20 protein-coding genes are annotated in these 21491 nt (G+C 54.1%); 14 read left to right on the top strand and 6 right to left on the bottom strand.

Translation table 11 applies throughout. The features are described from left to right. Positions 1 to 6 precede the first annotated feature (6 nt). From PLF13_09070 to PLF13_09015, 12 genes are all read left to right on the top strand, one after another. A complete protein-coding gene (locus PLF13_09070) occupies positions 7 to 723 on the top strand; it encodes a rhomboid family intramembrane serine protease (GenBank protein HOP07428.1) in 717 nt (238 codons plus the stop codon). A 202-nt stretch (positions 724 to 925) separates the two neighbouring features. Continuing rightward, entirely contained in the window at positions 926 to 1954 is a 1029-nt protein-coding gene (locus PLF13_09065; GenBank protein HOP07427.1) for a rod shape-determining protein, read from the top strand. A 110-nt stretch (positions 1955 to 2064) separates the two neighbouring features. Next, a complete protein-coding gene (locus PLF13_09060; protein ID HOP07426.1) occupies positions 2065 to 2637 on the top strand; it encodes an RNA polymerase sigma factor in 573 nt (190 codons plus the stop codon). Further along, on the top strand, positions 2634 to 3224 hold the full coding sequence (locus PLF13_09055; protein ID HOP07425.1) for a hypothetical protein: 591 nt from the start codon (positions 2634 to 2636) through the stop codon (positions 3222 to 3224). Before PLF13_09060 ends, PLF13_09055 begins: the two co-directional genes overlap by 4 nt. Further along, complete coding sequence (locus PLF13_09050) at positions 3221 to 3853, top strand: hypothetical protein (protein HOP07424.1); 633 nt, start codon at positions 3221 to 3223, stop codon at positions 3851 to 3853. Before PLF13_09055 ends, PLF13_09050 begins: the two co-directional genes overlap by 4 nt. A 55-nt stretch (positions 3854 to 3908) precedes the next feature. After that, complete coding sequence (locus PLF13_09045) at positions 3909 to 4571, top strand: hypothetical protein (GenBank protein HOP07423.1); 663 nt, start codon at positions 3909 to 3911, stop codon at positions 4569 to 4571. 118 nt (positions 4572 to 4689) lie between these two features. Continuing rightward, the gene (gene rnr / locus PLF13_09040; protein HOP07422.1) at positions 4690 to 7005 is read left to right on the top strand and encodes a ribonuclease R; all 2316 of its coding nucleotides are present in this window, start codon (positions 4690 to 4692) and stop codon (positions 7003 to 7005) included. 21 nt (positions 7006 to 7026) lie between these two features. Further along, on the top strand, positions 7027 to 8469 hold the full coding sequence (locus tag PLF13_09035) for a sigma-54 dependent transcriptional regulator (GenBank protein ID HOP07421.1): 1443 nt from the start codon (positions 7027 to 7029) through the stop codon (positions 8467 to 8469). 2 nt (positions 8470 to 8471) lie between these two features. Then, complete coding sequence (locus PLF13_09030; protein HOP07420.1) at positions 8472 to 10118, top strand: hypothetical protein; 1647 nt, start codon at positions 8472 to 8474, stop codon at positions 10116 to 10118. Beyond that, positions 10115 to 11722 carry a lamin tail domain-containing protein gene (locus tag PLF13_09025; protein ID HOP07419.1) on the top strand — a complete coding sequence of 536 codons (1608 nt, stop codon included), beginning with the start codon at positions 10115 to 10117 and terminating at the stop codon, positions 11720 to 11722. Before PLF13_09030 ends, PLF13_09025 begins: the two co-directional genes overlap by 4 nt. After that, complete coding sequence (locus tag PLF13_09020) at positions 11719 to 12543, top strand: hypothetical protein (protein ID HOP07418.1); 825 nt, start codon at positions 11719 to 11721, stop codon at positions 12541 to 12543. Before PLF13_09025 ends, PLF13_09020 begins: the two co-directional genes overlap by 4 nt. Before the next feature lie 10 nt (positions 12544 to 12553). Further along, on the top strand, positions 12554 to 13687 hold the full coding sequence (locus tag PLF13_09015) for a deoxyguanosinetriphosphate triphosphohydrolase (protein HOP07417.1): 1134 nt from the start codon (positions 12554 to 12556) through the stop codon (positions 13685 to 13687). On the opposite strand, the gene lgt is transcribed toward PLF13_09015, so the two are convergent. Genes lgt through PLF13_09000 form a run of 3 tightly spaced genes read right to left on the bottom strand, consistent with a single transcriptional unit; the run spans position 13684 to position 16033 of the window. Continuing rightward, entirely contained in the window at positions 13684 to 14496 is an 813-nt protein-coding gene (gene lgt / locus PLF13_09010) for a prolipoprotein diacylglyceryl transferase (protein HOP07416.1), read from the bottom strand. The genes PLF13_09015 and lgt overlap by 4 nt on opposite strands. Continuing rightward, positions 14496 to 15215: a 16S rRNA (cytidine(1402)-2'-O)-methyltransferase gene (gene rsmI / locus PLF13_09005; protein ID HOP07415.1), complete on the bottom strand. Its 720-nt coding sequence runs from the start codon at positions 15213 to 15215 to the stop codon at positions 14496 to 14498. The genes lgt and rsmI overlap by 1 nt, the downstream gene beginning before the upstream one ends. Positions 15216 to 15223: 8 nt before the next feature. After that, positions 15224 to 16033, bottom strand: coding sequence for an NAD+ synthase (locus tag PLF13_09000; protein ID HOP07414.1), 810 nt, complete (start codon positions 16031 to 16033; stop codon positions 15224 to 15226). A gap of 194 nt (positions 16034 to 16227) precedes the next feature. Here PLF13_09000 and PLF13_08995 point away from each other — a divergent pair, with 194 nt between their 5' ends. Together PLF13_08995 and PLF13_08990 are read left to right on the top strand one after the other, a co-directional pair. Beyond that, positions 16228 to 16650 carry a single-stranded DNA-binding protein gene (locus PLF13_08995; GenBank protein HOP07413.1) on the top strand — a complete coding sequence of 141 codons (423 nt, stop codon included), beginning with the start codon at positions 16228 to 16230 and terminating at the stop codon, positions 16648 to 16650. A 223-nt stretch (positions 16651 to 16873) separates the two neighbouring features. Continuing rightward, the gene (locus PLF13_08990) at positions 16874 to 17428 is read left to right on the top strand and encodes a hypothetical protein (GenBank protein HOP07412.1); all 555 of its coding nucleotides are present in this window, start codon (positions 16874 to 16876) and stop codon (positions 17426 to 17428) included. A gap of 1 nt (position 17429) precedes the next feature. On the opposite strand, the gene lpxD is transcribed toward PLF13_08990, so the two are convergent. From lpxD to bamA, 3 genes are read right to left on the bottom strand one after another with little or no spacing between them, the layout of a single operon-like run. Next, complete coding sequence (gene lpxD / locus PLF13_08985; protein HOP07411.1) at positions 17430 to 18464, bottom strand: UDP-3-O-(3-hydroxymyristoyl)glucosamine N-acyltransferase; 1035 nt, start codon at positions 18462 to 18464, stop codon at positions 17430 to 17432. Then, on the bottom strand, positions 18448 to 18984 hold the full coding sequence (locus PLF13_08980; protein ID HOP07410.1) for an OmpH family outer membrane protein: 537 nt from the start codon (positions 18982 to 18984) through the stop codon (positions 18448 to 18450). Before PLF13_08980 ends, lpxD begins: the two co-directional genes overlap by 17 nt. A 30-nt stretch (positions 18985 to 19014) precedes the next feature. Beyond that, positions 19015 to 21486, bottom strand: coding sequence for an outer membrane protein assembly factor BamA (bamA, locus tag PLF13_08975; protein HOP07409.1), 2472 nt, complete (start codon positions 21484 to 21486; stop codon positions 19015 to 19017). Positions 21487 to 21491 lie beyond the last annotated feature (5 nt).

Below are 21491 nucleotides of genomic sequence, written 5' to 3'. Positions count from 1 at the left end.
TCAGGAATGTTTATCCCGATTCGAGATGACATCCCCACCTATCACAAACCAGTGTTGACTGTCACACTGATCGTAATCAATACACTGGTTTTCTTATATGCTTATTCGCTAGGCTCGCGCGGTTTTCAGATATTCACTTTTCAGTATGGGTATATTCCGTACGAGTTGATATCATCGGTGGAACTGACACCCCAGATCGCAGTCCCGGTCTGGTTGACGCCGTTTACCTCAATGTTCATGCACGGCGGCTGGTTGCATCTGATCGGGAATATGCTTTTTCTTTGGATCTACGGAAACAACATCGAGGATTATCTGGGGAAGATAGGTTTTGTTGTTTTTTACCTGTTTTCGGGGTTGGCCGCAATCACGCTTTACACCGTTTTCGGTCCGCATTCGGAAGTGCCTTTGATTGGCGCTTCCGGGGCGATTGCCGGGGTAATGGGCGCGTATATGGTGTTACATCCCCAGGCTCGTATTACGATTCTGTTCGTGTTTTTCTTTATCCAGTTTATCCAACTTCCGGCCAAGGTGGTGTTGGGGATCTGGTTTGCCTATCAGATCCTGATGTCAATTATGGATTCAGCCACGGGGGGCGGCGTGGCCTGGATGGCCCATGTAGGCGGATTCGGTTTCGGCTGGGTAGTGATGAAAATAATAGTTAAAATCAGGGGGCCTCATGTTCGTACCGGCAATGGGCAGCGGATTTACCGGATGAACTGGTAAGTCCGGGCTTTCCGAAAACTCCCGAACCGGTACATTTCGCCTTGTAAAGTTCTTTTTAGATTGCCCCGGGGCGACATTCAGTGTAAACTTATTTCCAGCTTGTTTCGATACTAGTGGAACATAGGCCAAACGGGCCGGAAGCGGTTCATTTCTCCTTAGGGGGCAATGGACTCAGGGACGAACTACAAAAAGGGATTTTTACTTGGGATTCTTCGACGCCCTTTCCAATGACATTGGAATCGATCTGGGGACAGCGAACACGCTGGTGTATGTCCGCAACCAGGGTATTGTTCTGAATGAGCCTTCGGTGGTAGCGGTTGAGAAGTCGACGGGTAAGGTACTGGCTATCGGCGCCGCGGCTAAGGAAATGATGGGGCGTACTCCGGGTGGAATTGCCGCCATTCGACCGCTCAAGGACGGTGTTATCGCCGACTTCGAAATATCGGAAAAATTAATTGCCGATTTCATACGGCGAGTGGTTCGTCATAAGTATCTGATGAAGCCGAGGGTGGTGGTTTCGGTGCCTTCGGGAATTACCGAAGTGGAGAAACGCGCCGTGCGTGATTCGGCTGAAAACGCCGGAGCGCGTGAGGTGTATCTGCTGGCGGAACCGATGGCCGCCGCAATCGGTGTCGGTCTTCCGGTGGAACAGCCTTCCGGCAGTATGATTATCGATATCGGCGGCGGAACGACCGAGATTGCCGTTATCGCCCTGAACGGAATTGTCAATGATACTTCGATTCGGGTGGCCGGAGATGAGCTGAACGATGCCATCATCATGTATCTCAAGAAGAACTACAACCTGTTGATCGGTGAATTGACGGCGGAGTTGCTCAAGATCAAGATCGGATCGGCTTTCCCTCTGGACAAAGAGCTCTCGATGGATATCCGTGGGCGTGACCTGGTCGCGGGAGTACCGAAGAACCTCAAGCTCTCTTCGGTGCAGGTGCGTGAGGCGCTATCGGAAACAATCGATATTATCGTCGAAGCGGTTAGGCAGGCGCTGGAACGGACGCCTCCGGAACTGGCTTCGGATATTCTGGAGCGGGGGATTATCCTGACCGGCGGCGGAGCCCTGTTGCGCGGTTTGGACAAGCGCCTTCGCCAGGAAACCAATCTCCCGGTCAATGTAGCTGAGGATCCGTTGACTTGTGTTGTCCGCGGTGCAGGCAAAGTGTTGGAGAATCTGACCGGTTACGCCAAGGTTCTGGAAAAGAGCCGTAAAGACTAAGTTGTTTTGTATCTTAGCAAAAGCCGGAAGTCTCCGGCTTTTTTTGTAGCAATTCCCCGGTTATTAATCCGTTCTTTTAAGGGAGTTGTCTTAAGCACGACTGAGGATGTATGGCGAAAGCTGACGGCGCACAGATTGACAGATTAGCTGCCCTGGCTCGTGATGGCGACCGCCGGGCATTCTCACAGATCGTGCGGATGATGATGAACAACATAACTGCTTTAACATACCGAATGACGGGCGACCGCGAAGCCGCCAAGGACCTGACCCAGGAGACTTTTGTATCGGCCTGGGAAAACCTGGGGAATTTTCGTGGTGAAGCAGCTTTTTCGAGTTGGCTTTTTAGAATAGCTTCGAACAAAACGCTCAATTACCTCAAGTCCGCTGATCGTAAGAACAAGTCGCTGGATGCTGAACAAAATGAGCCGATGGCGATAATTGAAACTGACGGTAATCCCGAGAGGGATATCTCCAACCGTCAATTGCGCGAACAACTTCAGGAGTTTCTTACAGAGCTTCCGCAGGCACAACGTCAGGTGTTTGAGTTAAGATTCTATCAGCAACTCAGATTCAGTGAGATTGCCACGGTTATCGGTAAAGCGGAAGGTACGGCTAAAACTCACTACCGTTTGGCAGTCGCTAAATTGAGAGAGTGGGCTAAAGATAAAGGATGGCATCAATGAACTGCAATTTCGTTCAAGAGGAACTCCTGCTCTGGTTTGGGCGGCAGTCACAAGGGACGATTCCGGAAGAGCTTTTAGCTCATTTGGAGAAGTGTCCGGATTGTGCCGCCTTTTTCGAAGAGCAGCAGCAACTGGCCTCGCTGATGCCCCCCGATGAGTTATTTTATCCGGAGCGGCATGAAGCGGCCGTAATGTTTCAGAATATCGAGGAACGTCTGGATCTGCTCGATCAAAAACGGACCTGGTGGCAGTCGTTTAAGGAGCGCTGGCGCCCGGTGCTCGAATTGCGTAAAGTGGTTCCGGTGGCAGCCTCGATGGTGCTGATGCTTACTTTCGGCATGGTTGCCCAGAAAGCGGTGCATGACACGGCCCCCAGTGAGATTCAATCGATGACCGAATCCGACAACCTTTTGAACATATTCTCCGACCCGGCGCTGGATCAGCCGGATGAACCGACGGTAAACGCCTTATTATGGCAGGTTAACAGCAGCTATCAAACGAATGCGGGGGATATGCTGGTTGATGATATCAGCCAGGAAGAATACGACTATTTGCTGGAAAACATAGATGTAGAGGATCTTCTATGAAGCGCGCGCTAATTGTTATGATAACTCTGCTTTGTCTCGCAGCTATGACGGCTCAGGCGCAACAGCGTGGCAACGGCTATCGGGGCGGTGACGATCGCTCCGGAGGTCCGTGGGATGACTCTGTTATTGCTCAAGCCGGTCCCGATGATCTCCCTGGCGGTATGGGGGGGCCGGGTTATGGTCGCCGTGGAATGATGGGCGAGATGAGGCAGTCAAGGAAACACCTGGACCAATTGCGGATGCTCAAGATGCTGGAACTGCTGGATCTTGCCCCGGATCAGGAAGTAGAATTTCTGACGGCATTCAATCGAATGCGGGTAGCTATGCAGGAGATGGATGATGAGCAGGTGGCGGTGCTCGATTCTCTCGGGGCCGGCCTCGGTGACGGCACGCTGTTGGATAAGGACATCTACCGACTCTCCGATCGGGTAGACGAAATTAAGAAAGCGCGAATGAAAGTAATTGATGATTTCGTCGAGAAATCCCGTTCGCTGCTGACCGCGGAGCAGTACGGCAAGATGATGGTGTTTAACGAACGATTTGACTTCGAATTCCTGCAGCAACTAAGGGCTTTCAGAGGCCAGACACCACCGGTGAGTCCGTCGGAAGACAACGCCTCCGGTCGGTAAGCAGGAACTGCTGACGTTGATTCGACAACTACGGTAACGGTAAAAGGAGATTACGATGAAGAAAGGTTTGATTTTTACGTTGACGGCTCTGCTGTTGTTGGCCGGTATAGCGGTTGCTCAACCGGGCGGCGGCAAAGCTCAGGGGATTTGTGACGGCAGCGGACCTCACGGGATGCGCGGCCGTGGAATGAACGGACCTGGTCCGGGTATGGGTGGCCCGGGTGGCCCCGGTGGCGGACCAATGGGTGTTCTTGGTATGGCCGGTGATCTGGAGTTGACGGATACTCAGATCGAAGCGATTCAGGGTCTGATGGAAGGATTCCAGTTGCAGATGATCGATCATCGGGCCGAAGTGCAGAAGGCCGAAATTAAACTCCGCGCGTTGGAGCGCGACAATGCCTCAGAGTCAGCCGTGGGGGCTGCGATTGACGAGCTTACTCGTCTGCGTGCTCAGGGACAAAAAATGCGCTATTCTCATCAGCAGAAAGTCCGGGCGCAACTTACTGCGGACCAACTGAAGAAAATGGATGAAATGCGGATGGAACGTCCCGGATTCGGTCCCGGCGGTGATAACGGCCAAGGCCAGGGCCAGGGTCAGGGCCAGGGGCGCGGACCTGGTAACAATGGCGGCGGTCGTGGTCCCGGTGATGGTACCGGACGCGGACCTGGCGGCATGGGCTGCATATATAACATTGACGATCTGAATAACAACGGCTAGTCCCACAACATTTCTGGCTGATCACAGATCGGATAAGGCGTTCGCTAAACTTAGCGGACGCCTTTTGTATTGTGTATCAATAGCTTAGTTGCCTTAATCTGTCAAATTGGCGCAATATATGCCATTTTCGCTTGACGGCCGCCTTAAAACTAATCTTATTCTGTTCATGTCATTAGATACCAACCAAATACTGAAACTCATCCAGAGTCTGGTGCAACGACCGATGAAGGTCAAGGAACTGGCTCAGACGCTTGGCGTTCCGAAGCCGGACTATGTCAAATTCAAACGGTCGATCAAGTCTCTGTTGGAGTCGGGCGATCTGGTTCGCCTTAAGCGGAATCGAGTCGGTCTCGCTTCCGAAATGAATGTGGTGGTGGGAGAGATTTCAATCACTCGCACCGGTGTCGGTTTTGTTCCGCATGAGGGACATGAGGACATCATGATCCCGGCCTCACAGTTAGGAACGGCCCTGGATCGAGATAAAGTCATGGTCCGTCTGGGCAGTTTCCGGGGTGAACGCCAGACCGGAAGTGTCGTCCGGGTGATTCAGCGGGCCGACCGTAAGATCGTGGGGGTGTTCAAGCACGGTCCGAGTTTTTCATTCGTTACGGCCGACAATCCTCATATTCATCGTGATATACTCATTCCTGAAAGTGAAACGCTCGGCGCTGCGGAGGGAGAGAAAGTCGTTGCGCGGTTGACCGTGTGGGATGATCCATACCGTAATCCCGAGGGGAAAATTGTCGAGCGACTCGGACGGCCCGGCGATCCCGGGGTCGATATGCTGACTATTATCAAATCGTTCGATCTCCCCGAGGAGTTCCCGCCGGAGGTACTGGAAGAGGCGGAGCGTCGGGCGGTTATTCCCGGTAAAGCGGAGTTGGTTGATCGAACCGATTTCACCAGTGACTGCATTTATACAATCGATCCGGCGGATGCCAAGGATTTCGATGATGCCGTATCCGTCGAGAAACGAAGCGACGGGTACCGGCTGGGAGTACATATCGCCGATGTCTCTTATTATGTCGTTGCCGGTTCCGTGATCGATACCGAGGCGTTCCGGCGCGGCAATTCGGTCTATCTGCCGGGCACGGTGATTCCAATGATTCCGGAAATTCTGTCCAACGATGTTTGCTCGCTCAATCCCAATCGCCGTCGATTGACACATTCGATCGTGATCGATTTCGACAACGAAGGGAAGATGCTTTCGTGGAAGCTCTACGATGCGGTTATAAAAAGTCGGTCGCGTCTCGTTTACGAGGAGGTGCAGGAGTATTTCGACAAGGGCACACCGCCCAACGACCGGGTCAAGCGAGTGGCGGACAACCTGACCGTAGCACGAGAACTGGCTCGCCTGTTGAGCAAGCGTCGCTTTGCCGAGGGCTCGCTCGATTTCGATCTTCCCGAGGCGAAAATCGTTCTCAACGAAAAAGGGGAAGTGCTGGAATTGGGCAATCGGGTACGGCTGGAAGCGCATCGGCTGGTGGAGGAATTCATGCTGGCCGCCAACCGGGCGGTGGCGCTGGAGGTGTTCCGCAAGGGGCAGCCTTTCCTGTATCGTGTGCACGACAAACCGGACCTCGAGAAGCTGAACGATTTCTCACACATGATGACCCGGCTCGGATACAGTTTCCCGGTCTCGGAGGAACTGAAGCCGATTCAGTTCGCGCGTTTTCTGGAGAAGATCAAGGACAAACCGGAGGCTGATTTTATCAACGAGTTGATGTTGCGTTCGATGCAAAAAGCGGTTTATCAGCTCAAGAATATCGGCCATTTCGGTCTTGCTTTCACGCATTATACGCATTTCACCTCACCGATCCGGCGCTATCCCGATCTGCTGGTGCACCGATTGCTGCGACAGCTCAAACAGGGGCATTACCCGGTCGAGTACGCCCGCCGGGTGGTTTCGGTTATCAACCATGTCGGTGAACATTGCTCCGAAACCGAACGAATTGCCGAGCAAGCGGAGCGCCAGGCAGTCAAGGTCAAGCAGGTCCAGTTCATGGCCAAGAAACTCGGTGAAGAGTACAGCGGTGTTATTTCCGGTGTTCTCAACTACGGTTTCTTCGTACGTCTGGACAACATGGGAGTCGAGGGCATGGTTCGGCTTTCATCGCTCGAAGACGACTATTACGTGTTCGATGAAAAGGAATATCGCCTGGTAGGTCGTCGTACCGGTCGAGTATTTCGAATGGGTGATGCGATCAAGGTCGGCGTAATGCGAGTGGACACGGCAGCGCAGGAGATCGAGTTGTTCGTGATCGAGGACGGCTCCGGCAAGAAAAGCGCCGTGGTGAAATCGAAAACGGCGAAGACGAAACAGGCTGTGCCCAAATCCGCCTCGATCGGGAAAAAGAGCTCTTCCAAAACAAAGGCGAAGACGCGCAAGAACAGCCGGTCCAAAACTGCCAAACGGGGCAAGAAAAAACGATAAAGCGTGCCGGAGGTAAGATAAATGTCGTTGACGGCCGATGAACGGAAACGTCGAGTAGCGATCCTGATCGACGCGAAAAGCCCGTTTTACAACGAGATCGACTGGGGAGAAATCGGCGAATTGTTCACCGAGGTATCGTTGCTGTATCAGTCGGTCAAAGAGCGACAAATCGACCTGATTCTGGTCGACTCGGCCCGGACCGATCTTACGCGGGCCGTGGCAATGAGGATCCGTCGACATAACGGTCTTACCGAAATCTGGCGACTGGTCAGCGATGATCTAACCTGGGAAACGGAGCCGGAACATATCGACGGCGTCGTAAGCTGGGAGCTGGGAACCGGCGGGCTGTCCGGTAAGGTGGATCAGATTCTTGAGACCAAACGCTTCCTGGACGAATGTGGTATCGTAGCCCGCTCGGCCCGGATGAAAGGAGTCGCAGAGAGTATCGCCACTGTCGGACCAACCGATATGTCGGTGCTGATCGTGGGGCCTTCGGGAGTCGGAAAAGAGCTGGTGGCAGAGGCGATTCATCACCATTCTCCCCGCAGTAAGGGGCCTTTCGTGGCGGTGAACTGCGGCGCTATTGCCGAAGGTGTGCTGGAGTCGGAATTGTTCGGGCACGAGAAAGGAGCCTTTACCGGTTCCGTGGCCAGCCGTGACGGTTTGTTCAATCGAGCCAACGACGGTACTATTTTTCTCGATGAAATCGGCGAAACACATCCGGATATGCAGGTTAAACTTCTGCGGGTGCTCGAGGACGGCACTTATTATCCGGTCGGTTCATCGCAACCGCGTCGAACCGACGTTCGCGTGGTGTCGGCTACCAATCGTGATCTGACTGATGCCATCGCCGATCGTGAGTTCCGTGAGGATCTGTATTTCCGAATAGCTGTCGTTAAAATCACGGTGCCGCCGCTTATGGAACGTAAGGGCGACATTCAGCCGCTGTTGCAACATTTCTGGCGGTCACGACCTGATCTGACTTATTCCGACCGGGCGCTGGAACGATTGATGCAGTTCGACTGGCCGGGCAACGTGCGACAATTGCGGAATTTCGCGGATCGGATGAAGGCGCTCAAATCAGACGGCCTGGTCGAAGTGACGGATGTCGACGCTTTCCTGCGGGAACAGCAGTCCACGGCGACTCATTTGCCGGTGGCGACCGGACGCACGGTCGAGGAAGCGGGACAGGAGTTGATCTATCGGGCGATTCTTTCGCTCGGCCAGGAGGTCAAGGCGTTGCGGGACCTGATCAAATCGCATCTCCCCGGAGAGGGAGCCATGACTACGATCATTCCCGATGAAGAACCGGATATGACCGCTACCAGTCTTGAAGAAATGGAGAGGGAGTTGATTCAGCGGGCGTTGCTCCAGACCAACGGCAATCGCCGCGCCGCCGCCGAGCGGCTGGGGATAGGGGAGCGGACCCTTTACCGCAAGCTGAAGAAGTACGACTTGAAATAGTCTTGAAGTCAATTTTCATCGGTGTGCTCATCGCCTGCCTGACCCTGACCCCGGCGGGTCGGGCGCTCGCGCAGGATTTGTCTGATCTGGTATTGCCGTCGCGGGAGGAGTTGGACGAAGCGCTCATCTCGGGCGAGATTGATCCGGAGCAGTATCGGACGTTGCTCGATCTGATCGAACAACCGGTTGATTCACTACGTCTCCACCTGCTCGATAATATCCCCAATCTTAGTTTCTTCGCTGCCGCCAACGATTCCAGTGTGTCGATTCTGGAGAAAGAGCAGTCCCGAGCTTTTACCGCTACCGGGATGTCCTCTTCGCGCTTGGTCTGGCGACATCGTATCGCACGGGAGATGGCGGATGACGCCGCCTCCGAATACGAATCCGGTTTAATTTTACGACCCGACAATAACTGGCGAGTCGACTTGAACGTCCGCCGAAGCCAATCCGGTAAGGAACGGTTTACGCATCGCGCGGTGAGTTATTATGATGACAACCGGATAGTGCGCGAGATCACGGCAGGTGATTTCTCCCGGCGGTTCGGTTTGGGAGCGGCCGTCGGTTATCGCGGGCGATTAATCGATGCCCCATCAGGATACGATGTGGAATCCTTCATCAGTCCTGACAACGGCTCCGCCAACGGATTTTATTGTCGTCTGGCGCCGGGGACATGGACAACCGAACTGCTGTTGTCCGATCATCGCAACGCCGACTATCGACTAAGCTCGGCAGCCGGTTCGGGCGGGCGAGATCTACGTGGACGGAAGATTCACCTAAGACTGTCGTTTGTCGCATCGGAGTTGTGTCGTCGCTCGGGCGAAACATTTCTGCACGATGTCAAGCTCGCCTTCAATGCAGCTTATCACTATCGCGGCGGCCGGTTGGAGGTTGAGTCGGTTGTTCAGGCCGCAGATTCTTCGGGGCCGGCAGCGGTGGTGCTGGAAGCGAGTCATAAACATAAAACCGCCTCGATTCGATACGCTGCCTGGTGGTACGCCGACAGGTATCTCGATTTGACCGGCGGTTCCAAAGCGATCAGCCTCAATCGAACGTTCCGCTTCGATGACGATACTTTGACTTTCAGCAGCCGCCGTTCGGGCCAAAGCGGAGGTCTCGTTCGCACGATTCTGCCGCTGCAAAGGAAGTTGAGACTGGTCAGTTCGCTTCTGACCGGCTGGGTTAACCGTGATACCACTGCGTTGCAGGCAATGACGGCGTTGGAATACGACATCCCGGGGGCATGGAGTTTAAGAGTCGATCTGTTGGAACGAAGAACGCATCGTGTTACCGTTAATACGACCGAGAACTACAGCTATCGTAAGGCTCGTCTGGAATTGCGTCGTTCCGGCGATATCGTGAGTTTTCGCGGTTACCTCGGTCATATCGTGCAGGAAGATGAGCCCGACCTGACGGAGTTGTTCGTCACCGGCACTTATTGTCCAAAAAGCCGAGGTGAATGGCAGGTCTGGTCGGATTGGCGCTGTCGGAGGTTCTTGGAAGGAACCTGTCGTTGGTATGGGTTTCTGTTGCACCGGCGGTCACTTTCTGCTAACTTGGAATTGCTCGTCAAAATCAGTCACCGGTATTATTCCGGGGAGGTATCGACTCATGAAACGACGGCTTCTGCGGAGATACGATTAACGTTATGATCAGGCTTGTCGTAGCGGTCATAGCGTTGTTGGCTTCTCTGATATCGGACGGACAGGGGCAGGTGGTGGTCAATGAGGTCATGGCCAACGAACCGGGAGCGTTTCGCAATCTCGAATGGATAGAGCTGATATCGACATCGGCCGTTCCGGTGAATCTGACCGAGTTCGTTCTGTATACCGACGGCGACACTGTGTTATTCTCCGAAGGTCTGACGATTACTCCGGGTGAATTTCTGATTCTATGTCGTTGTTTAACGGCGGCCGACGGTTCGGCGTCGTTCGAAGGATACTGGGGAGATTCCTCCGGTGTCTGGGGTGATTGCGATGAGGAAATAACTATCGGTGCTCCACTGGAGGCGGATTTCGGTTTGACTAACTCCGGCGGTTCGGTGAGGCTGTGGGATGCTTATGCCGAGATATCTCGTTTCGATTGGAATGAATCCGGCGCCGACGGTGTTTCCTGGGAGCGGCATGAACCGAGCGGTGATGTCATCGGCCCGTGTGAGGATATCAGCGGATCGACGCCGGGGCGGATCAACTCAACCACCCCGGTGGAGCGCGATCTGGCCATTGTCGCTGTCGATTGCTCCGTGGAGAACCGGCAGACATATATACGTATCACGGTCAAGAACCAGGGGATGCTCGGGTCGACGATGGCGGACTTGATTCTTACGGGAAGTCCCGGCATGATTTCGGAAACCGTAAATCCGCTCGATCCCGGCGCCGACATTGTCGTTGTTTTCATTATGAACCTGGACGAACTGTGGACCTCGTTTGTGGTATCGTTGCCCGATGATGACCGCCCGGACAACAACCGTTTGCAGGTGATTGTCCCGGGCCGGTATTATCCGCCGCTGGTTATTACGGAGTTTCTCCCCAATCCAAAGGATGGTTTGGGGAGTGAGTGGGTTGAGCTGTACAATCGCTCCGATCAGGACTGGAATCTTGATTCATGGCAAATCGGCGATGCACGTCAATGTTACCCGTTAACCGATGCCGGTGTTCTCCGGCCGGGAGAGCGCATCGTGGTCGCACAGGACGTTACGGCAATGCTCTCGTACTACCTGCTCGATGAGGCGGCAGTGGTCGAACCGACGGCCTGGTCGCGTTTGAACGATGATGTCGACACCGTACGCTTGATCGATCCGTACGGTCTCGTGGCCGACGCCTGTCCCTATGACGAGGTATTCGATAACAACCACTCCTGGTGCCGGGGAGAGACCGACGAGTATTTTGATGTCTGGGGACGCTCGGAACAGGCCGGAGGATCTCCGGGGGAAAGCAACGATGTGGTTTTCTCAGAGACCGGCGGCTCGGTTGCGATGGAGGTCCTCCCGAACATTTTTTCGCCGGACGGTGACGGTGTGGACGATAGCTGTTTGATTCGTCTAAACGCCCCTGATTTGACCGAGTTCGAACTCAGGATATTCGATCGGGCCGGACGCGAGGTGTGCGATCTGAAAGACGGTGTTTATCGCTCCAACGAGTATTACTGGAACGGCTGCGACGATGCCGGCAAACGGGTGGCGGTGGGGATGTATCTGATTTGTTTCGAGATCGGCGGCGGTGATGCTCGTAAAGCAGCGGTGGTGGTGGCGCGATGAAATTTCTATCTCCGGTCATCCTGTTAATGCTTTTGATCCCGGCGACAGTCAGTGCTCAGTCTTTCGAGGTGGAATCGACGACTAACGAGGCATTGGGCGGCGCCGTGATTTTGTCTCAACCGCGACCGGCTGATTGTCTGACGGTGTTGTCTTGTTCCGCTCCGGAGGGCTTGTCGTTTCAGGTCGATTATCTGCAGCAGTATGAGATGAAAGAATTTACCACGTATGCCGCGGCGGTGGAGTACCGTCGTTCCCGGTTGGTGGCGGCGTTCGGGGTAAGCCAGTTTGGCCGGAGTGACCTTTTTATCGACCAGACGCTGCGAGGGATGTTGGGCTGGGCGGGACGTTCGCTCGCAGTCGGGATAATTCTAAGTGGTCGTCGACTCGAATTCGGCGGCGGCTATGGTTCGCTCAGGGCGGCTGCCGCAGGTGTCGGGTGCTCTTACCGCTTCGGTTCCTGCTTCGTTGGGATGACGGCCGATAATCTCAATCGGCCCGTGTTCGTCGATACCAGCCCGGCGGAGCCGCGACGATTGTCGTTGTTCGCCGAATATGCACGCCCCGGGGATTTTCAAATTGTCGCACGGTTGATATCGGAGGAGGATCAGGAGACTCGCATTGCCGTCGGACAACAGATTGCGCTTTCGTCAAAAGCACGTATCTTATGGGGTGTCCATAGCGCTCCGTTCGAATACGGCGGCGCGTTGCAGTTGACCGCAGGCGGATTCGAGTTGACCTTCGCCGTTAACTATCATCCGGTCCTCGGTTTTACCACCGGCGGCGGTTTAATGACGAAGATCGGATCGAGTCGAGAGGAATGAAGATATTTCAATGGGATTACTGACCAGACCGGATATCGAGAATCAGGAACGAGCGTTGCTGGCATCGTATGCCGCATTGTCGGGGGATTCGCGAGGGCGACGTTATCCGCAGGCGCCGCATCCGCTCCGCACCGCTTTCCAGCGCGACCGTGACCGGATCATTCATTCGACTGCGTTCCGTCGCATGGAGTACAAGACGCAGGTTTTCGTTTCTTATGAACAGGACCATTTCCGTACCCGCCTGACTCATACGATAGAAGTTTCTCAAATCAGTCGTACCCTGGCCCGGAATCTTCGCCTCAACGAGGATCTGGCCGCGGCGGTGGCGCTGGTGCACGATCTCGGTCACACACCGTTCGGACATGCCGGTGAAGATGTCCTCGACAAACTCCTGAGCGAGCACGGCGGGTTCAACCATAACCGGCAGTCGTTGCGCATTGTCGATTATCTCGAACAACGCTATCCGGATCATCCCGGTCTCAATCTCTCTTATGAGGTGCGTGAGGGGATTGTCAAACATGAGACTAAAGTGAAGATCAGCCTGCCGGAATTCGACGACAGCAAGCAACCGACCCTGGAGGCTTCGCTGGTCGATACCGCTGATGAAATCGCCTACAACGCGCACGATATCGACGACGGGCTTTCATCGGGATTGATCGAATATGCCGATTTATCGTCGCAGTCGTTTTTCCCGATACTGACCTCGACCGTGCGGGATCAAGTCCGCACGCTGGAGGGAGATCAACGTCGATACGCTTTGATCCGGGGACTGATCGACCGCATGGCGTCCGATGTCATGGCCGAGACATTACGCCGGATCGAAGAGGCGAGAATCGTCGATCTCGAGGCGGTGCGGCATTCTCCGTATAAGCTGGTGGGGTATTCGACGGAAATAAAAGAAGCCGTGGCGGGATTGAAAAGCTATCTGATGCAGAATCTCTATCGTCATCCTCAGCTTAAACTGCTGTCCGAACGAGCGCGGGAAATCATCACCCGTCTTTACGAGACATTTCGGGACAATCCCGGTATGATGCCGCTGCGATTTCAGAAAATGCTCGAAAAAGATCCGCTGGAAATCGTTACCGCCGATTACGTGGCCGGTATGACCGATCGCTTTGCCGAAAAGATTTTCTCCGGTCTTTAAGCGGCGGTCTCGGCTTTTTTAGCCGCATGGTGGCCGAACCAGTAAAGCCCGGCGCCCAACAGGAAAAGCCCGATCGACATGAAATGGTTGTAGGTGAAGTCTATCCCGAAGACCGTCATGTGCATGGCGTCTTCGTAATATCGCACGGCCTCGATGGCATAGCGGAACACAGCCTCGACCATGAACATTACCCCCACGATCTGACCGACGAAGCGACGGTGTTTCAGCAGGCAATGCAGGCCGATGAAAAGGATGATACCGTAAAGCGATGAATAAAGCTGGGTCGGGTGCAGGTGAGCACTGCCGAAAACATGGTAGGGGATGGAGCCAACGGGGAATTCGACGCCCCAGGGAAGATCGGTAGGGGTTCCGAAACAGCAACCATTGAGAAAGCAGCCGATGCGGGTAATACCCAGGCCGAGCCCGATGGTCGGAGCGAAATAATCGAATGTGTCCAATACGTTCAGTTTCTTAATCCGGCAATAAATATACGCTCCGATAACGGCGAGGATCACACCGCCGTACATATTCAGTCCGGCGATTCCGTACGAACCGGAATGGAACGGATTGAAGGTGGCGGTCCAGTTACCCGCGAATTCATCCAGATGGAAGAGGACATAAGCCAGCCGTGCGCCGACTACTCCCCCTATGATCATGATGTAAGCCAGCGCCAGGTACTGATCGAAGGGCTTTTTGTCCCGTTTGGACATACGCCCGACGTAAAGTACTCCGACGAGGAATGATATGGCCAACATGACGCCGTAACTGCGAATCGGAAAACTCCCGATATGGAACATTTCTGGATGCATTATTCGTCCTTTTCGTCCTTGCCGTCTCCGGCGAAACCGGCGCCGGCAATTACCAGCACTACCTCACCCTTGATTGTTTTACCCTCCAGGCGAGTGATCAACTCACTTAATTTGCCCCGAATGAATTCCTCGAATTTCTTACTGATCTCCCGGGCCAGGCAGGCGGGACGATCACCCAGTATCTCGAGCATGTCGTGCAGGGCTTTGTGGGTGCGATGAGGCGATTCATAAAAGACCAGGGTGTGATCGAAGTCCTTCAATTTCTCCAGCCGGTTGCGCCGCGCTGCTGATTTATTGGATAAGAATCCCTCGAAGAAAAAACGGTCGGTCGGCAGACCTGAGGCCGTAACGGCCGGTATCAGGGCCGTCGGTCCCGGCAGCGGTACTATTGGAATTCCGGCGTCGATGGCGCTTCGTACGAGGCGATAGGCCGGATCGGAGATACCCGGCGATCCGGCATCGGTTATGACCGCTATTGTTTTTCCCTCGGTCATCAGTGATGACAACTGCCCGGCTCGATACGATTCATTGAAGTCGTGATAAGACACCAGCCGTTTTTTCAGGCCGAGCAGCTTGAGCAGTTGACCGCTGTGACGGGTGTCCTCGCAGGCTACCAGATCGGCCGCTTCGAGGGTTTTAATCGCTCGTTCGGTGATGTCTTCGAGGTTACCGATAGGAGTCGGTACGAGAAAGAGGCAGCCCCCGGTTGAATCGCTCATCGTGCTCCTTACTCTGCGAGAGAGATTTCAGACGGAATCCCCGGTTTACCCAGAGGTGCAATGTCGGGCAGACTCCGTTTGAAGGCATTGCGATTCATCAGTGAGACCACCCGACTGATATCTACCGCAGCGAAACCTTTGGCCTCCATAGCGGCGATAGATCGTTCGCCCTCGTCTACGATCAGCCGCAGGAGCTGATCGATAGTCTCATAACTGACGCCGATTTCTCCCTCATCGGTTTGATCGGTCCAGAGATCGGCCGAGGGGGCTTTGGTAATGATCGACTCGGGGATATTCATTGCCCGGGACAAAGCACGAACCTCAGTTTTATAGAGGTCGCCGACCGGGTTAAGCGAGCAGGCGGAATCACCGTACCAGGTCGTATAACCGAGGCAAATTTCGGTGCGATTACCGGTTCCGAGAACGAGTCGCTGATGTTTGTGGGCCAGGTCGAACAGGATCGACATACGCTCGCGAGCCATTTTGTTGCCCGCGCGCAGCTTCAGGTCCGGGGTTATTTCACCGTAATAAGCATCGATCATCGGTGAAATCTCGACCAGTTCATGCTCGATACCGAGATGTTCGATTAACTTGCGGGCATCGGTAAGGGAGGCCTCCGAGGAAGTCTTGTACGGCATCATCACTCCGAGAACCTTTTCAGGCCCCGCCGCCGCTACGGCCAGAGCCGCCGCCAGGGATGAGTCAATGCCGCCGGACAGCCCCACGATGAAGCCCTTGAGTCCGCTTTGCAGCAGTTTGCCGGTCAGGAAGCGCGTACAGGTTTTACGCGTCTGGTCAATGTCGAATGGTTGTGTCATGTCATGTTCCTTATTCGGATCGCACGATAAACTATTTCAAGGGAGCCAACAAGGAAAATGTTGCCGTGTAAAGACCGGTTAAGTCTACGAACGCGACAATGTGATCCGGATGTGATCGAGCCTGCTTGACAGCCGCCCCGCCGCAACCCTATATTGGCGCATTGTGTGGAATGACAACTAACACGAGGGAGACTATGAGCGTAAACAAGGCAATTCTGATAGGCAGACTGGGTAAGGATCCGGAACTTCGGTATACCCAGAGCGGAAAGGCGGTAGCCTCGTTTTCATTGGCTACCAGCGAACGCTGGAAGGGGCAGGACGGCCAGATGCAGGAGTCGACAACCTGGCACAATATCGTAGCCTGGGGCCGTCAGGCCGAGCTGGCCAAAGAGTATTTGTCAAAAGGCCGGGAAGTATATATCGAGGGCCGTATTCAGAACCGTTCGTACGACGATAAGGACGGCAACAAGCGGTATATCTCGGAAGTGATTACACAGACAATTCAATTCCTCGGCGGTCGCGGTGATTCCGGCGGCGGTTCCGGTGGCGGGGATTCGATTCCGCCTGGTCCGCCTCCTCCCGAAACGGCCGGTGAAGACGACGATCTCCCGTTCTGATCAGTCGTCGGACAGATCATTGTTCAAAAGCCTCGCAAACTCCGGTTTGCGGGGCTTTTTTGATTGGCTCGATCGGCAGCCCCAAATTACCGGGGATACAGGCGGGACGGGCGATTACATCATTTAACCGATATTGCAGGTTGTCCGGCACAGGATATGCAGTTCTCAATTTCTACCATAAAAGGGTGGTGTCCTGCGGATTTGAAATAAAGGAGTGGTTATAATGGCGAAGCGTGCTAACGATCTTCCCAGTGTGTCATCGACGATATCGGTTCTGGCCGGTTCGGCCCTGGTTATCTCCGTTGCGGTCGTAGTATATTTCAACCAGGTTTCGGACGCGGGTTTAATGGCCTCAGCTTATTCCGGGGCAGCAATCGCCGCCATAACAGTTATGCCGTACATGATATCAGCCGCGGTAGCGGCGCTTGTGGCAGTGGCTATCATGCGCATTTTACCCATGGCCGGTTTGAATCGTGAACTGGAGCAACTCAGTCTGCATTTGCGCGAGATGGCTGCCGGGGATCTCAATACGCGGATGAAGATGCGGTCGATGAATCCCCAGGTTCAGCAGTTGGCCAACGATATCAACCTGTGCAGTGAAGAACTCTGTCGACGAGTGGTGGATATGAAGATCATCAACAGGCAGCAATGGGATATCCTGGAGGTGATTCGACATGAGTCGGTCCGTACCGCTTCCGCGGAGTTGATCAACAACATCGAACAAATGCAGACAAACTGGGAGAAGCTGGCCGAGGTAGAGAGTCAGATCGTGACTTGATTTATTCCGAGAGTTTTTTCTCGAGTTGTTTGACGCGTTTCAACAGTTCCGGCAGTCGGGAGGCGGATGCCTCGATTCGGCGGGCGAGTCCGATCTCCCGAGCCGGTGAGCCCAGGACGATTTTACCCGCTTCGATGGAATGAGAAACGCCGGACTGGGCGGCTACTTTGACACCATCGCCGATGTTCAAATGTCCGACCACACCGACCTGTCCCGCCAGTACGACGCCGTTGCCGATCTTCGTCGATCCGGCCACCCCCACCTGTGACACGAGAATAGAGAAAGCGCCGATCTGAACGTTGTGGGCAACCTGCACCAGGTTGTCGATCTTGGTGCCGTGACCGATCCGGGTCGGTCCGAGGGCGCCGCGGTCGATCGAGCAATTGGAGCCAATTTCAACTTCGTCGCCGATTTCGACCCAACCGATTTGTTTGACCTTCTTGATCCCCTGCTCATGTTCGGCGAAACCGAATCCATCCGAGCCGATCACGGTTGATGAATGCACGATAACGTTGTCCCCGATTCGACAACCGTTCATGATCATGACACCGGGGTAGAAGAGGCAGTTTTTACCGATCGAGACATCTTTCCCGATGTAGATCGATGAAATCAACTGGCTGTTTTCACCGATGGCGGCGCCGTCGCAAACATGACAGAGCGGACCGATACCGGCGGAACTGTCAATCCTGGCGGTTTGGGCGATAACGCTGGATTCATGGATGCCGGGTTCGACCTGGCGAGGTGTCGGATACAGGATGTCGAGACAAAGCGCGAAAGCCAGATAGGGATTATTGTGGCGAATACACGGCTTGCCGGCAGAAGGGGTATCCTCATCGAGGATCAGGGCCGAAGCGTTGGTCGATTCGACAAATTTGGCATAGGAGGAGTTGGCAACGAAGCTGATTTCACCTTCAGTCGCGATTTCGATCGGGGCTACGCTCCCGATCAAAACGCGGTCGTCTCCTTCGAGACGACCGCCGATTTTTCCGGCCAGTTCGGCCAGGGAAATTTCAACCAGGCTATTCGATTTCTTCAAGTTTCTGAAGCACCATCTCGGTGACATCGTAGGTCGGTTTGATGTATCCCAGACCGCTTTGCAGCGTGAAGATTACATCATAGTCGTTTTCGACGGCGACGTCTTCGATCGCTTTAGTGATTTTTTCCAGCAACGGTTGCAGTAACGATTGCTGTTTCTTTTCGGCTGTCCCGTTGGGACCGTAGATCTGACGGGTGTAAGCATCGAGTGCTTCCATCTTGGCATTGATGGCGGCTTCTTTCTCACGCTTCTTCTCGTCGGAAAGAATCAACTTCTGCCGTTCATAATCGTTCTGGAGGTCGGTCAATTCCTGCTGTTTGGCAGTAGCTTCATCTTCCCAGGCGCGGGCTTCGAGTTCCCACTCTTCCTGAGCTCGCTGCCAGGCCTTGTATTGCATTTTGATTTGTTCGTCCTGAACGAACCCGATACGGACGCCCTGAGCTTGTACATCAACCGCTGCTGCCTGCATCAGCAGAACCGCGGCAATGATACTTAGGATGGACACTACTGTTTTGCGCATAGTCAACTCCTATAAAAACCTGATAATTTGCTATCTAAAGGTCGATCCAATCTGGAAGTGTGGTTTCCAGCCTCTCCCGTCACCGTCATGATCATCAAGGGCGTAGCCGAAGTCAAATCCAATCGTACCTATTCCAGGTACGACGATACGGAATCCGAGTCCCACGCCGCGGTAAAGATCGTGGAACGGTTTGATATTTTCCTTGTGCAGCCAGGAGTTGCCGGCGTCGAAAAACAGCATACCGTAAACCTGCCGCTCAACGATGGGGAATTGCAATTCGATATTCGTTACCAGCATGTACTTGCCGCGGACCCTGGTGGTGAATGAAGTGTAAAGCGTGTCGTCCGGCGGGTCCACCCCCGGAATCATGTCTGGGTCATCGTAGAGGAAAGTCGTATCAGAAGCCGCGACCAGGGTATCGGGAGTCAACGAACCGCCGTCGTAGCCGCGTACCGTGCCGTCATAATCGGTGCCGCCCGGAGTGAAGCGGTCGGAGACCTGGATGCGATCATCCCCGGAAGGCGACGTGACCACGGCATAGTTTAACTTGGCTCCGAGCGAAAACTTCCAGAACAACGGGATGAATTTGGAGATTTCGAAGTTGTGCTTCATGTAGTGCCAGAAGCCTCCCAGGAAACCGCCCGTTTGTTCGATCGTGTAGGACATTTTCGAGCCCGAAGTAGCGAACTGCGGCAGGTTGCGCGAGTCGCGCGTCAGGGTCAGAGATAAAGTCGATCCGGTCAGCCATTCTTCGTTGTAGGAGACGATGGAGCCGGGGTAGGGGTTGTACAGGTGTTGCGCCAGAGCTTCATCGAGCACCGTGTCGTCGGTCGACGGATCATTGTAGTAATAATACGATTTATAATAACATTCGCTTTCGTAGTCGTCGTCAAAATCGTAATAGCGTGTCCGTTCCAGACCGTAAGAGGCATAGATGCGGAAGTAGTTGTCGGGCCAGCGCAGACGCCGACCGATCCGGATCGAGCCGCCCTGGCTGCCTTCGATGTATTCATCGTACCAGTTGCGGTTGATCGTGTACAAACTCAGGGCCATCGAGGTGGGGTAACCGAACAGCCAGGGCTCGGAGAACGAGGCGGAGAACGAGTTGCGGTTGCTGCCAAACTCGACGTTGAAGGCGACGTTCTGTCCCATACCTCGGAAATTGGGAATACCTATCCCGACGTTGCCGACTAGTTTGTCCTGACTGTTGTAACCGGCGCCGGCCATGACTTCACCCGTGCGTTTTTCGGTTACTTCGAACTCGATATCCACGTCACCGTTGGGAAGAGCCAGCGGAGTAGGCACGGCGCTTTCGAAATAATTGAGCGCCATGACATCGCGCACCGAGCGAATAAGGAGGTCTTGTCGGAAGACATTGCCCGGCAGCATCGATATCTCGCGACGGATCACCCGATCCTTGGTTCGGTTGTTACCGATAATACTTATCATTTTCACGTGCGAGGGGAGACCCTCGGAAATATCGTAGCTGACATCGATAACCGAATCCTGCCGCGTGGTGCGGACATCGTCTACCCGGGAATGAAGGTGGCCGACGTCCCAGTAGGCGGAGTGGATTTCGTTCAACGATTCATCGTATTTCTCGGAGTTGAAAACATCGCCGGAATCGAATTTAATCAGGCTTTCAAGATAGTCCGCCGGTAAACATTCGCAGCCGGTAATCTCCACGTTGCCGAAATAATACCGAGGCCCTTCGTAAACGTTGAGGTAGATCGTCATGCGATTGCGAAGAGTATCGATGTACATCGAGTCCGAAATCAAATGGGCGTCGATAAAGCCGCGTTTGTGGAATTCATCGATTACCTTACCCAGGTCTTCATCGTACTTATCCTGGGCGAAATTCGAGCTTTTCAGTAATCCGCGTTTGCGGTTACGCATTTTGCCTATCACGTCACCGGCATCAACCTGACTGTTTCCATACATGACCACTTTCTCGACCTTAACCTTGGATTTCTCGTCAATCTTGAACTCCAGATCGGCAATGGTCGAGTCGAAGTTATAAGTCAGGACGGGAGTAGCCTCGACCCGGAAATACCCCTTCTCGGCATAGAGGTCCTCAATATGGGTTTTCTTTTCCTGGATCAGATACGGGGAAATGTATCCGCCGACACCGAGGCGGAGGGCCTCTTCGAGGTCCTTGGTCTTGATTTGCTTATTACCGGAATAGGTCAAGCTGCCCAGTTTGGGCAGCTCTTTAACCACGACAAAGATTTTTACGCCGCCCGGAACTTCTTCGGCTTCGACCTGGATATCCTTAAAGAATCCCAGGCCGTAGAGACGGCGGATGGTCTCTGAAACCGCGGTAGGGGTAAGATCACTCCCGACCTTGAGTGACGAGACACCCATGATCAGAGAACGAGAGGCGGTCTGATTGCCCTCGATCTGCACCTCGATAATCCGGTAGCGAACCTGAGCCGAGGCTGTAGTTACGAACGCAATCAGCGCCAGAATGGTGAGTAGAGCTGTCCTTGCCCTTGCGGTCACAGTTT

Source organism: Candidatus Zixiibacteriota bacterium, from assembly GCA_035380245.1.
Classification (GTDB): domain Bacteria; phylum Zixibacteria; class MSB-5A5; order GN15; family FEB-12; genus DAOSXA01.
This window is presented reverse-complemented; position numbering and strand designations above follow the sequence as displayed.

Bases quoted from the DNA above. Each gene is read 5' to 3' on its own strand.
- PLF13_09070 (HOP07428.1), top strand. From the start codon at position 7: ATGTTTATCCCGATTCGAGATGACATCCCCACCTATCACAAACCAGTG.
- PLF13_09035 (HOP07421.1), top strand. From the start codon at position 7,027: ATGTCGTTGACGGCCGATGAACGGAAACGTCGAGTAGCGATCCTGATC.
- PLF13_09020 (HOP07418.1), top strand. From the start codon at position 11,719: ATGAAATTTCTATCTCCGGTCATCCTGTTAATGCTTTTGATCCCGGCG.
- PLF13_09025 (HOP07419.1), top strand. From the start codon at position 10,115: ATGATCAGGCTTGTCGTAGCGGTCATAGCGTTGTTGGCTTCTCTGATA.
- PLF13_09045 (HOP07423.1), top strand. From the start codon at position 3,909: ATGAAGAAAGGTTTGATTTTTACGTTGACGGCTCTGCTGTTGTTGGCC.
- PLF13_09055 (HOP07425.1), top strand. From the start codon at position 2,634: ATGAACTGCAATTTCGTTCAAGAGGAACTCCTGCTCTGGTTTGGGCGG.
- PLF13_08980 (HOP07410.1), bottom strand. From the start codon at position 18,984: ATGCGCAAAACAGTAGTGTCCATCCTAAGTATCATTGCCGCGGTTCTG.
- lgt (HOP07416.1), bottom strand. From the start codon at position 14,496: ATGCATCCAGAAATGTTCCATATCGGGAGTTTTCCGATTCGCAGTTAC.
- rnr (HOP07422.1), top strand. From the start codon at position 4,690: ATGCCATTTTCGCTTGACGGCCGCCTTAAAACTAATCTTATTCTGTTC.
- rsmI (HOP07415.1), bottom strand. From the start codon at position 15,215: ATGAGCGATTCAACCGGGGGCTGCCTCTTTCTCGTACCGACTCCTATC.
- PLF13_09000 (HOP07414.1), bottom strand. From the start codon at position 16,033: ATGACACAACCATTCGACATTGACCAGACGCGTAAAACCTGTACGCGC.
- PLF13_08995 (HOP07413.1), top strand. From the start codon at position 16,228: ATGAGCGTAAACAAGGCAATTCTGATAGGCAGACTGGGTAAGGATCCG.
- PLF13_09060 (HOP07426.1), top strand. From the start codon at position 2,065: ATGGCGAAAGCTGACGGCGCACAGATTGACAGATTAGCTGCCCTGGCT.
- PLF13_09015 (HOP07417.1), top strand. From the start codon at position 12,554: ATGGGATTACTGACCAGACCGGATATCGAGAATCAGGAACGAGCGTTG.
- PLF13_08990 (HOP07412.1), top strand. From the start codon at position 16,874: ATGGCGAAGCGTGCTAACGATCTTCCCAGTGTGTCATCGACGATATCG.
- PLF13_09050 (HOP07424.1), top strand. From the start codon at position 3,221: ATGAAGCGCGCGCTAATTGTTATGATAACTCTGCTTTGTCTCGCAGCT.